13 protein-coding genes are annotated in these 13083 nt (G+C 40.7%); all 13 read right to left on the reverse strand.

Going from position 1 to position 13083, the window contains the following annotated elements:
- Positions 1–10: 10 nt before the first annotated feature.
- Complete coding sequence (locus AC4D4B_RS08590; RefSeq protein WP_490995332.1) at positions 11–346, reverse strand: helix-turn-helix domain-containing protein; 336 nt, start codon at positions 344–346, stop codon at positions 11–13.
- A gap of 28 nt (positions 347–374) precedes the next feature.
- Positions 375–1523, reverse strand: coding sequence for a DegT/DnrJ/EryC1/StrS family aminotransferase (locus AC4D4B_RS08595; protein WP_490995333.1), 1149 nt, complete (start codon positions 1521–1523; stop codon positions 375–377).
- Positions 1507–2166, reverse strand: coding sequence for an acetyltransferase (locus AC4D4B_RS08600; RefSeq protein WP_490995334.1), 660 nt, complete (start codon positions 2164–2166; stop codon positions 1507–1509). Before AC4D4B_RS08600 ends, AC4D4B_RS08595 begins: the two co-directional genes overlap by 17 nt.
- A 5-nt stretch (positions 2167–2171) precedes the next feature.
- A complete protein-coding gene (locus AC4D4B_RS08605; protein ID WP_490995335.1) occupies positions 2172–2768 on the reverse strand; it encodes a sugar transferase in 597 nt (198 codons plus the stop codon).
- Between the two features lie 158 nt (positions 2769–2926).
- A complete protein-coding gene (locus AC4D4B_RS08610; protein ID WP_490995336.1) occupies positions 2927–4123 on the reverse strand; it encodes a glycosyltransferase in 1197 nt (398 codons plus the stop codon).
- 6 nt (positions 4124–4129) lie between these two features.
- Positions 4130–5248, reverse strand: coding sequence for a glycosyltransferase family 1 protein (locus AC4D4B_RS08615; protein ID WP_490999669.1), 1119 nt, complete (start codon positions 5246–5248; stop codon positions 4130–4132).
- Between the two features lie 4 nt (positions 5249–5252).
- Positions 5253–6320, reverse strand: coding sequence for an EpsG family protein (locus AC4D4B_RS08620; protein WP_490999670.1), 1068 nt, complete (start codon positions 6318–6320; stop codon positions 5253–5255).
- 36 nt (positions 6321–6356) lie between these two features.
- Positions 6357–7250, reverse strand: a complete 894-nt coding sequence (locus AC4D4B_RS08625; protein ID WP_490999671.1) for a glycosyltransferase family 2 protein — start codon at positions 7248–7250, stop codon at positions 6357–6359.
- Complete coding sequence (locus AC4D4B_RS08630) at positions 7234–8382, reverse strand: glycosyltransferase family 1 protein (RefSeq protein ID WP_490999672.1); 1149 nt, start codon at positions 8380–8382, stop codon at positions 7234–7236. Before AC4D4B_RS08630 ends, AC4D4B_RS08625 begins: the two co-directional genes overlap by 17 nt.
- A complete protein-coding gene (locus AC4D4B_RS08635; RefSeq protein WP_490999673.1) occupies positions 8367–9521 on the reverse strand; it encodes a glycosyltransferase family 4 protein in 1155 nt (384 codons plus the stop codon). The genes AC4D4B_RS08630 and AC4D4B_RS08635 overlap by 16 nt, the downstream gene beginning before the upstream one ends.
- Before the next feature lie 4 nt (positions 9522–9525).
- Positions 9526–11352 carry a polysaccharide biosynthesis protein gene (locus tag AC4D4B_RS08640; protein ID WP_490999674.1) on the reverse strand — a complete coding sequence of 609 codons (1827 nt, stop codon included), beginning with the start codon at positions 11350–11352 and terminating at the stop codon, positions 9526–9528.
- A gap of 347 nt (positions 11353–11699) precedes the next feature.
- Positions 11700–12344, reverse strand: coding sequence for a CpsD/CapB family tyrosine-protein kinase (locus AC4D4B_RS08645; protein ID WP_490995343.1), 645 nt, complete (start codon positions 12342–12344; stop codon positions 11700–11702).
- A gap of 2 nt (positions 12345–12346) precedes the next feature.
- On the reverse strand, positions 12347–13051 hold the full coding sequence (locus tag AC4D4B_RS08650) for a YveK family protein (RefSeq protein WP_490995344.1): 705 nt from the start codon (positions 13049–13051) through the stop codon (positions 12347–12349).
- Positions 13052–13083 lie beyond the last annotated feature (32 nt).

Raw genomic sequence — 13083 nt, forward strand, 5'->3', positions numbered from 1 at the left:
AACAGCTATTTTACGCTTTACTTTTCCACTTAATATACTCAATTAATGCCCGATACTCATCCATTTGCTCTTTATCAATTACGGTTGTCTTTAATTCTTCGATTAGATCGATTAATTCCTGATTCAGATTTTCATCGTTTTCATCACTTTCTTGTACGCGCAATAATGTTTTTAAATCTGCATTCAAAACATAAGCCAGCCTTTTCAATACTTCAATTGAAGGATTTTGATTCACTCCTCTCTCAATATTGCTTAAATAGGATTTAGATATTCCGGCATTTGCAGCTAGCTGGGTCAGTGTCATTCCTTTACGTTTGCGTAAATCCTGTATATTTCTCCCTATCATTTTTTTCTACCTCTTTAGCTCAGATTATTTACTTCATTAAGGCCATCCGCAAACAGTCAATTACTCGTTCCATATCCTCTTCTGTCATATTGGTACCTGATGGAAGACAAATGCCTTTGTTGAATAATTGTTCAGATATAGACACATCATCCTTGTGGGTAAAGTAATCTACATCTTTGAATAGTGGCTGCATATGCAATGGTTTCCACATCGGTCTGGCTTCAATATTTTCATTTTTGAACGCCTGCAAGCAACGGGTAACTGCATCCTTATGTTCCAGAGTGAAGACTGTCAACCAACGATTTGATACAGTATGTTCTAGTTCCGGCAAAAAGTTTAGACCATCGATCTCCGATAAAGCTGACCGATACATCTCATAGATTAATCTCTTTCTATCAATTCTTTCCTGTAAAACCTCAAACTGCGCCCTCCCTATTCCTGCCAATATATTGCTAAGCCGATAATTATATCCGACTTCCTTATGCTGATAATAGGGCGCAATTTCCTTTGCCTGCGTAGCTAAAAATTTTGCCCGCTCAAGAGCCTCAGTATTATTAGATAAAAGCATACCTCCACCTGAAGTGGTGATAATTTTGTTACCGTTAAAGGAAAATACGCCAAACTCTCCAAAGCTTCCACATGATTGACCATGATAAAAGGAACCAAGAGCCTCCGCTGCATCCTCCAAAATGGGCACCCTGTATTTAGAACATATTTCACAAATCTCATTCATCTTTGCACTTTGCCCATATAAATCCACCACAATAACAGCTTTAGGAAGTTTATTCCTTTTCACTGCGAATTCAAGCGCTCTTTCAAGAGCCTCCGGGGACATATTCCAAGTCTCCGGTTCAGAATCAATAAATACAAGCTCAGCACCCTGATAAATCACAGGATTGGCACTGGCTATAAAGGTAAGTGATGAACAAAAAACAATATCGCCTTTGCCCACATTCATTAAAGAAAGCGCTAAATGAATCGCCGCTGTCCCTGAATTGACAGCTACCGCGCCCTTCACCCCCGCAAATTCAGCAATTTCTTTCTCAAACGCATCTACATGTGGTCCGGCAGGAGCAATCCAATTATCATCCAGAGCTTCATGTAGAAAAACCATTTCTTCACCGCTTAAATGAGGTGTTGCCAGGGGTATTCTTTTTTTATTAGCCACCGTCTGCAATGGTTCCACCCCCTTCTTTGATTTCAGTAACTCGGGCGGGTACACCCACAGCTCTGCAATAATCCGGAACATCCTTAACAACCGTTGCTCCGGCTCCTATACGGGACCATTTACCGATTTTTATTTCTGGAATAACAGTGGCTCCGGCCCCAATCAGCACACCTTCTTCAAGTGTCACTGATCCGGTTAAACATCCCTTTGGTGAAACATGGGCGTAATCCCCAATCCTACAATCATGATCAATAATAGCTCCCGTATTGACAATCACATGCTTGCCTACCTTCGAATCTGAATTGATGATGGCACCCGGCATGATAACAGATCCTACATCTATTCGAGCACCAGGACTAATGACGGCCTGATCAGAAATTAGAGTACAATAGTGATCCTCCGGAAGAGTAAGATTCTGCACAATCGCTTTTCGTGTCGCATTGTTTCCGATAGCCAAGACAATTTTGACATCTGGAAACTGGTTCAAAATAAAAGGAATCGAATGAACAGGACCAATGTACAAATCCAAAATGGTGTCGAGCAATTCATACTTATCATCAAGATAGGCAATAATCTGATTACTCCCACTAGATTCTATTAAATCTTTGATCACTTTACTGTGTCCTCCGTGGCCAATAACTGCAAAATTCATTTCACTCACTCCTTCAGCGGGCGTTCAAAATAGTCTACTGTCGCCATTCCTTTTTTGGTAATACCTTCAGAATGAATAACCTTTTTAATGGTAAGGAATAAAATCTTCAAGTCCAGCCAAAAGGAATGATGATTGACATACCATAGATCATATGCGAATTTTTCTTCCCAGCTAATGTTATTACGGCCGTTGATTTGAGCCCAGCCTGTTATACCAGGCACAACCAAATGGCGTTTCGCTTCTTCTTCGGTGTAATAGGGCAAATACTCCATTAATAAAGGCCTTGGCCCAACAAAGCTCAGTTCACCCTTCAGCACGTTATACAACTGCGGCCACTCGTCCAGACTATATTTCCTGAGCCAGCTTCCAAAGGGGGTTAGCCGTACTTCATCCGGTAGTAAATGCCCATGCTCATCACAATCATTTTTCATTGTCCTGAATTTATAAAGCTGGAATGGTTTTGCATATAAACCGGGACGCTGTTGTTTAAATAGAATGGGCGATCCCAATTTATATTTGATTACAATGGCCAGAATGAATATAAATGGCCATAAAAGAATCAGCATAGCCAGAGCCATGCTGAAGTCAAATACTCTTTTCAATTAATTGCACCTCATTTGCAAGGATTTTTAGAGGAATTATGTTTCACAACGTTCGGCAGGAATGAAGTGAAAATGGTTTTGCCTCACTTTCTTGGCAATCCTCCTGAATGCAAAGATATTCTCACGAAGATAAAGTAAGAAATAAAAATGACAGGAAATTATCCTTCCAATAAATCTACCAACGGATGGAGCTGGTTCAATTGCTGATTGTTCCTCTTGTATAAATTTCCCTTAAGCGAAATAAATAGCTCGCGAGATGTGCATAATTGTTCAATGGCATCGGCCAATCCAGTTGGCCCTTTCTCAGCAATTATGCCTGTTTGCTTATTCCTGAGCTGCCCACGAAAGGAAGGGATATCTGTCACTACAACTGGACACTCCAGCACAAGCGCCTCTTCTACCGCAACACAATGCGCCTCTGTTCGTGAAGGTTGTACATATACGGAGGAGTTTTTCATATAAGGATAAGGATTTGCTTTTTCCCCTAACAAGTGAAAACTGTCCTCAAGCCCATACTCCATCACTCTCTTTTTTAAAGATTTCATCTCCGGTCCATCTCCAATCCAATACCAGCGAAACTGCATTCCACGTTCCACGAGCATTCTGCAAGCCTCCAATGCCTCCCATATCCCTTTTTCCTCAACCAATCTGCCCACTGTAACGAATGTATATCCTTCTGCGAATTTCTCACCCGGCAGCTCCACCGGTTCCTCTGCCTGTCTTAGAATAGCTGCATGCGAAACTTTATTATGAATGACCTTTATCTTATTGGATATCTCCGGAAAGTATTCTGTTAACGAGTGACTGGCTGATTGAGATACACATACAATCCAATCACTTTTTGCAAATATCCTTCCATCCAAATCAGGCGCAGGCCAGCCCTGTCCCATACTGTAGTGGTAATCCATATGGTTATAGACGATTTTTTGTTTGGCTTTTACCTTCTCAACCACATAATAATTACAAAAGAAATCAAGATAACTGACAGCTGCATCATACATTTTATCGCTCACGGGAAGTGTATGACGGTAAACAGACCACCTTGCTGCTGTCCCAACTCCCTTGGAAATCCTCCCCACAAATGCTGACAATAGCTTGGCGGCTAAAAGAGAATACTGTTTGCCCCGCACCAAATGAGGAATGGCTTCCTTTAAGGGCATCGAGAATGTATCATATAATGGCGGCAATAGGTTCACCTCACGCGGAACCTGCGAAAACAAAACCCCACTGTAATCGAATAAAAGCAAATCAACCTCATATTTCTCATAATCCAATTGATGAAGAAGGGCAAGCAGACTTCTCTCCACACCGCCGGTTTGTAAATACTGAGTCATAAATAATAGTTTTTTCTTCATTCCAAATCACCTTAACTCATACGACATATACAGCTCTTCCCATTGTCGTACGCTATGTTCCACATCAAAGCCATTTTGTAAAAGAAATTCATGGATTACTGACAATGACAATCTCTGCTGAGCAGCAGCTCCTCTAATCGCTTCTGTCCATTTATGGATTGATTCTTCAAGACTGAGATTGGTTACTAATCCCAACCCTACATCGACCGTAGCCGGAACACCATCAGACACAATACATGGTGTTCCCGCGCATTGTGCTTCAAGAGCGGCGATGCCAAACCCTTCAAAAAGAGATGGAAAGACAAAGACATCAAAGAGATACATCCATTTTGGAACGTCTCCCCTTATTCCAGGAAAATGAACCACGTCTGCCAAACCCAATCTTTCAGCCTCTGCCTCTGTCTTCTGTTTTAACGGACCATCCCCAACTATGATAGCTGTAGCCTTTACTCCGTTTTGATGAAGGTGGTGGAGAAGCTTCAGAATAAACAATTGGTTTTTAGATTCGGAGAAACGTCCCACATGGCCAATCACGATACTCTCTGCCGGAATACCCAGCCTACTCCTTTCCAGTTGCCGATCAACCTGATTCAAAGTTTGATAGCTTGCAACATCAATCGTATTGTTAAGTATGTTCATCCGAGACTTACTGCCAAACAAAAACCGGCCAGCTTCCCGACTGCATGCACAATATTGATTTGCGAATACTCGAATCATTCCCTTTAAAGCCTGCAGCCCTAAAGCCTGTATTCCATGTTCTCCTCTGTTCCAGCTGGTGCAGTGAGAATGACAGATTCGAATTTTCACCTTTGCCAGAAAAGCGGCAAAGGCCACCACACCTCCCTGAAAATCGGTGTGTACATGGATAGCCTCATAATGGCCGTCTTTTATGATGGAAATAAGTTTTTTTACATAAGCAACAGGCCCAGCTCTTCCCAGACTATTAATCCGGTATATTCTGCCGCCCAGCTTCCTGATTTCTTCTTCAAAATCTCCCTCTTTTAAGCCGTGTGAAACAAAATCAAATTGAAGCTCTTGATGATTGACTCTGCGATAGATATTCATAATCATCATTTCTGCACCGCCTCTCTCAAGAGCACTCACAATATGCAAAACTCTTTTCATCCTATCACCCGCCGAATAAATGACTTTTATACTCAATACCAAGAGAAATAACTGTCTCATAATAGAAGAAAACAAAATAAAAAAATAAAATTCCAAAGTAAATCAGCTTTCGATCCCTTTCTCTAAATGACTGAACGACCCATGGAATCAAGATCAATTGATAAAGACCAAAATAGTAATAAAACCTGGCAAATATCCAGTTTTGTGTAGAGACAAGCATAAATACAGCACCTAACACGGCCATATTTACAATTACGTCACTAGCAGGAAATAGCTCTCTAAGCCGGTCTCTTCCCATAAAAGCCAGCAAAAGAGGCACGGAGGTGACAAGTACACGCAGCATACTGGCTCCACCCTCAGAGAAGCTTTGATAGTGGCCGTATTGAGTGGATTCCAATGCTGAAAATAACAGTTCGGAGAAGTAGTTGAACCCGAGTACGAGAATGACAGATAAAAAAAGAAGCAATAACGTCGTTTTAGACCACGCCTTGCTTCTTACCAGAAAATAGATTGGAATCATAATAATAGCACTCATATGAATACTTGAAGCCAGCAATACAATGCAACCATACTTTTTCCAATTACCATCTATCAAATATTTAGTTCCCATAAATAAAATGGCTGCAGCCAAAAACTGTCGCAGCCCATTCATGGAAGTTAAAAAGAGACCGCTTGTGATAAATACATACAAGCCTATTTCTATTAAACGGCAGTATTTATAGAGCACTATGATAATAAGACCATTCGTGATCAAGGCAGTCATAAAAATTAACAGCTGCGGATTCATTGAAATCTTCTGAAGCAGCATTTGCAGAATTCCAAACCCAATGTCTTTATTTTCGAAAATATACGCCCAATCTATTTTGTTTATTTTGTAGGCATGCATATAAAAAAAGGTATCACCAATATTTGAACGTAATCCCGAGACAAATACGAGGGTTAGAAGAGCAAGCAGAGTGAATAGCTTGCTTGGCCTGATTGGCATTGAACCAAGACCTAAATCCAGTGAATAGTACCTGGCCATCAAGGCAAACATCGTTACCAATGCCAAATTTGCATATAATACTGTCATAACAGTCTCCTTTCCCCACCTGAAAGACAGACCCGTCTAGGTTGCCGTTTTTCTTAAGATATAGGTATAGAGTAAAAGTCCGGGCAGAATGGCTAATCCAGTCAGCCATTTTTCAGGTGTATCCAGCAGGAATCGTTTATCCCTAATCAGCATACTGCTTGATACATAATGAATCGCCTGACGGAATTTAAATAGCATTCCCGCCATCGGAAGCTTCATTAGTTCTCTTCGATAAAAGGCAAATCCTTTTGGATTACGTCTGTATTGGGAGAGCATATTAAGGCTTGATCCATCCTCTAAATATTCAACACAGCAAAAGACTTCATTCATCAAAAGCATTTCATATTCACAGTCCAGCCGGTAGTATTTATAATCAAGTCCTACATATCGTTCACCCTGAAATAATGGGTACGGATATTTTTTCGTAAGGCATGTCCGGTAGACGAGTTTTTTATCTCCTTTCATTCCATGCTTATGATAGAGATCAAATAATGTAGATTGTTCAATATGGCCGGGCAAATTTGTCCCAATGATAGTTCCATCAGGATAGGCATCGAGTCCGATAATGCCACCCACATGCTCCCCGCCATACTTCAACCAAAAAGAGATGATTTTCTCAACCGCATCCACCGGCATATAATCATCAGAGTCAATACATACATTTAATTCTGAATCTATCAATTGATACGCTGTATTATGAGCCCCATGCATACCCTGGTTCTCCTGATAAACATAACGGATCTCCACGACTTTTTCCTCGATCCAGGAACGGACCAGTTTTTCTGTCCCATCATTGGACCCGTCATCGATAATCAACCAGCTAAAATCCTTGCATGTTTGCTTCTTCAGACTTTCGTAACAGGTCCCTAAGCAATAGGCACGATTGAAGGTTGGCGTAAATATAGTCAATATTTCAGGAGATTCGGACACCGCCATCCCTCTTTTCATCTACAGGATTGAGAAGATTCATATAAAATTTATTCATCCATTCTGCAGTAAAACGGATATTATATCCTTTATCAGTCAGCGTTCTTTCCTGTACCTTCCTATCAGTATCCCTCTTCGCAAAATAGCGTATTTTATTTAGCCATTCGTCTATCTCGGCTAATCTGGCATACCGAATTAACTGGACACCCAAATCTACCTCCTGAGTGATTTGATCAGACAAAATACAAGGAAGACCGGCAGCCTGTGCTTCAATGATTGTGACCGGTAAACCTTCATGAAAGGAGGGAAATAACATGAGATCAAATGCCTGTAAAAGGTCGGGAATATCCTCCCGAATCCCCAGAAAAAGCACATGGTCCCTAAGCCCCTTTTCAAAAACCAGACGTTCGATTCGCTTACGCAACGGCCCATCCCCAGCCAAAATCAGTTTTGCTTTAGGGTAAGACTTCAAGGTTTCTGCAAATATCTCAATCAGGAATGCGTGATTCTTTTGACTATGAAATCTTCCGACATGTCCGAATACAAACTCATCATCCATCAGATTCAGTTTATGCCGAACGAGACGCCTCCTATCTTCTGAAAATAAGAAGCGCTCGCTCTCCACCCCATTTTTGATAATCGTTGCCGCTGCAGAGGATTTGCCAAATAACCATATTGCTGCATTCTTCGAACAAGCAATATAATGAGAGGCAAATGCTTGAACAAGCGTACCGGAATACCATTTAAATAATTTAATTGCCCGATTTCCTTCACTTTCGGTATTATGACTATGGGCAATACGGATGGATACTCCGCTTTTTTTTGCCGCCTTGCATACCATCCCACTCATCTTATCCAAATGGGAATGAAGTATTTGATATTCAGGATGATTCGAAAAAAAATCCTTTAATAACCTTTGATATTTAAATGGGCCAACCTCTGAAATATAAGGAATTCGATGAATGATTCCGCCCATTTCTTTTATTTCCTGATCAAACACCCCTGGCTTGCATGTCAAAAAATCAAATTGAATGCGGCTTCTATCCATATTCCTGTACAGATTCATAATAAATGTTTCAGCACCGCCACGATTCATATTCACCACTGCATGCAATACTCTTATTGGGCTGTCCACACTTCCTCCCCCATTCCGGTCATATAAGATTGATAGATTCTGCTCACTTGCTGCAACACTGTCCCCACGCTGTACGAACTCTCCATGATTTCTCTTCCTTTGGTCCCCATCATAGATGCCATTACTGGGTTGAAATAAAGTTCGGCCAGTTTATCGACCATAGTCTGCCTATCATTTTGTTCGACAATCCAGCCATTTTGAGAGTCCCGAACCAGTTCGTTATGACCTCGATTCTGTGTAGCGATTACAGGCAGCCCGCAAGCCATCCCTTCCATTACATTGACCGGAAGCCCTTCACGGTGACTCGAGGATACGAGGACATCGCAGATCGGTAAAAATCTATCTATATCATTCCTAAAGCCAAGGAATTCTACATGATCTGAAATCTCTAATCTCTCTGTTAGATTTCTGCATTCCTCAAGCAACTCTCCATCCCCCGCAAGCAAAAGCTTTACATTAGGAATTGACACTATTAAACGGGCTATGGCATGGATCAGAAACTGATGATTTTTATTCCGATTAAATTCAGCAGCATAAAATAATAGATAATCATCTGCAGAATAACCAAAGCTCTGTCTTCTCTCTACTTTATCCGCGTGCCCAATTGGCGTGAATTTTTCTATATCAACACCGACTCCATTTATTTTTTCGATTCTCCCTGCCTTAAATGGGTGCTGCATGAGAAGCCCATAATCCTCTTCATTAATCGTAATTAGGCAATCCGTATAATTCGCCAGCCATTTTTCAATCGGATAGTAAACCAGCCAATTTACGAATGGCGCGTGTTTATAAAAATGAAATCCATGTACCGTATAAATGACAGTGGTCCCTTTTTTCCTTGCTTCTCTGGCTGCCAGTCGGGCAAGCAAGCCTCCCATTGGTGTGTGGCAGTGAATAATTTCGTAGTTTTCCCGTTCAATAATAGATGCAAGCTCAAGATATGCAGAACGGTTTTGGATATGAAAGGGGGAGCGATGCACAGGAATGGTATACTTTTTATCCACATAAGGAAGGTTTAGATTACCGCTCGCTGCTATATGAACTTTCCATCCATGCTCCTTAAACCACTTCATAACCGGCTGATGAAAGGCTTTAAAATGATAGTCGACTGTTGCGCAGAACAAAATCGTTTTTGTCATCGCTTCATCCCTCCATAACCATTCGGGCAGCCCTTGGCTTTTTATAATCAGTCAGCATAAATAATTGCTTTTTTAGCTGTTCGTTCGTGAGTGCAGGATAATCTCGTATCAATTGATTAATCAGTTCTATATCAATCGGTTGTGAGTTTCCAATATAAATATGTTGAAACACTTGATTTCGCAGGATCTCATTCTGATCCAGCAATTCTTCGACTAATTTTTCACCCGGACGAATTCCTGTATACTGAATATCAATTTCTTCTGGCGTATATCCGCTTAATGTAATTAGTTTCTTAGCCAAATCTACAATTCTAACCGGTTCACCCATATCGAGAACAAATATTTCCCCGCCATTAGCAAGAGCAGCTGCCTGAATACACAATCTGGATGCTTCAGGGATTGTCATAAAATAACGAACCATATCCGGATGTGTAACCGTAACCGGTCCTCCTGCCTGGATTTGTTTTTTAAATAAAGGGATGACACTGCCGCGTGAACCAAGCACATTGCCAAAACGGACTACGACAAACTTTGTCGGGCTGTCATAATTCATATTTTGAACAACCATTTCAGCCAACCGTTTCGTCGCCCCCATTACACTTGTTGGATGGACAGCTTTATCACTAGAAATTAAGACGAATGTTTTAACACCATGCCAGTTGGCAGCTCTCGCTACATTCTTCGTTCCAATCAAATTATTCTTAACTGCTTCATCCGGATTCCTTTCCATTAAAGGAACATGTTTATGAGCAGCTGCATGGAAGATTAAATCGGGCAAATGCTTCCCAATCACAGACATCATCTTATTAAAATCCTGAATATCCGCAATCTCGGTAATAATCTCTATATCGGATGATCCCTCCACGTTAGCTAATTCCATTTCAACATGATAGATACTCGTCTCCCCATGCCCCAGAAGAATGATTTGCCTAGGCTTGAATTTGGCTATTTGCCGGCAAATCTCTGAGCCTATTGAACCACCTGCCCCTGTTATCAGAATGACCTGGTTTTGGATGTTCTCTTCAATCTTTTCCGTATCCAACTGAACAGAATCTCGTCCCAACAAATCTTCAACCTGTACATCACGAAACTCATTAATCGGAGCTTTCCCGGATAAAATATCATCTAGAGCAGGTACCATTTTCGTTATGCAATTTGTACTTATACAGATTTGATACAGCTGCGATAAAGTTGATTTCGGCAAGGATGGAATGGCTATTATAATTTCGTCTACATGCCATGCTTCCACAATAGAATGGATATCTTTCGTCTTCCCCAATACTGGGATACCTAGGATATGTAGATGCTGTTTGGCAGAATCATCATCAATAAATCCTATCGGCTGAACATGGGAATCTGTTATTTTTTGCAGGTGGCTGGCAACGATCATTCCAGCAGAACCAGCACCGACTATTAAGATTCGCGATTTTGTCTGGCCAGGCTTTAGAACAGAGTCCCTGAATAGCCGCCAGCCTAAACGTGCCCCACCCATTAACGTTAAATTCAATAGCCAAACTGTAACAAGCAAACGAACGAATACATGATCCATAAAAATAAATTGAAGAATAGCGACTGTGATAATCGAACAGGACACTGTTTTAAAAATAACAAACCATTCTTCAATGCTTGCATATTCCCATGCTTTTTTATATAGCTTGAATACCACCGAAAAACATAGGGTAGCGGTGATTACCATAGATGCAAGTAACAATAAATCCTTTAAATCAACCGTAATATATGCATTTATCAAAAATGTGCCATAAAGAATGGCTGTCAGGATCATAAATGAATCTATAAGAGCGAAAATCCAAAACCGTTGTTTATAACTCATGCTTTCCCCTCCTTCGCTTGTTATCCGTCATAAAGCCCTTACTTATATGCCGCTCAATCATATAAGTAAGGTCTTTACCCGGTGTTATAAAATGGACAAAAAATGAATCTATTATGAAGACACTCCACCGAGAACTACTTCATGGGTACGGACTAATCCTTTACATAAAATCAATAGGGCATCAAACCCATCCTCACATCACCTTCCCGACGACTGGCGTCTAAGGTTAACACCCACAAGATGACCGAGTGCCTCCATTGATAGTGGTAAGGAGACATCACCAAAAGTACCGATTCCATTACAAGCACTAATAATTCTATATAAAGAACACCGGATTAAAAAAAATCCTATTTATTTAAGACTCCCCCAATAACCGTTGCTTTGGCCATTTCCAGCATCTTGCGTGCCTGGGATGCGTCTTCTATTGAAGTGCGATCCTTTTGAATAACCAGTAATACACCATCACATATATGAGCCAGCAGTTTCGTATCGGTTGCCTCTAAAATTGGAGCAGAATCAATAATGACCTTGTCATAGATTTCAGTAGCTTCATATAAAATTTCATCCATCACATCGGAGCCTAACAATCCCGCTTTTGGTAGCTTTTCCCCTGTAGTCAATATAGCCAATGTTTCCACCCAATTAGGATAGACTGCTTGACCCAAAGTTGTCTCCCTCATTAATAAATCAGTCAACCCAATGGTATTACGAATTTTAAACAAGGAATGAATAGCTGGTTTACTTAAATTTGCATCAATCAATAAGATACTTTCACCCTGTAAAGCCATAGAAATAGCCAGATTGGAAGCAATGGTGGTTTTACCCTCCCCCTCTGATGGTGAGGTAACTAGAATAACCCGACAATTTGCCCCCTCCTCTGAAAAATGAATATTTGCTTGTATTTCTCTAAACTCCTCAGATACGAGTGATCTTTTCATCGACAATGTAACTAGCTTTTCGCTAATCATTTCAAGTGGTTTTATTTTATTCATAATTAAACTTTCTCACCCCTGTGGCTAACCTTGGCTTTTTGTCGTTGTGTGCTTATTGAACTGCCTTTTACTCGTTGAATCTTCGAAATCCTTCCAACCACAGGGATTCCAATCAAGTTCTCTATATCCTCTGTACTGCGAATGGAATGATCAAGTGTATCAAGCAAAAAAGCAATTCCTATCCCGGCAATCACTCCCAGACCTATTGCCATAATGATTAGCTTCATTTGGTTCTCATTGATAGGAGTTGGATCTTCTTTTGCTTCTGATAGAAAATGAACATTATCAAAATTAATAATGCTAGGCACTTCTTCTTTAAATACTTGAGCTGTTGTATTAGCAATGGCAGCTGCCTGGTCAGGATTAGAATCAACCACACCAATATTGACTACCTGTGAATTATCAATACTCGTTACGGAAATCTTCGCGGCCAAATTCTCCGGACTTATCGAAAGACCCAGATCTTGACCTACTTTTTCCATAACTTTCGAGTCTTTAATAATCACCTGAAGAGTATTCCTGAGGTCAGCATCCGCTTCGATGATAATCGTTGCTGAAGATTGATAGAGTGGAGTCGTAAACCATTTGATATAGAATAAACCACAAACAAATGTAATGACTGTAAAAATGGCAATTATCCAAAACCTTTTCTTTAAAACCCTGATCCATTCCCGTACATTGATTTCTTTTGACTTTCCAGGATTCATTCCACTCCCCCCAATCTTCTCACTGCCATCCT

The organism is Pradoshia sp. Z6_59 (assembly GCF_058267515.1).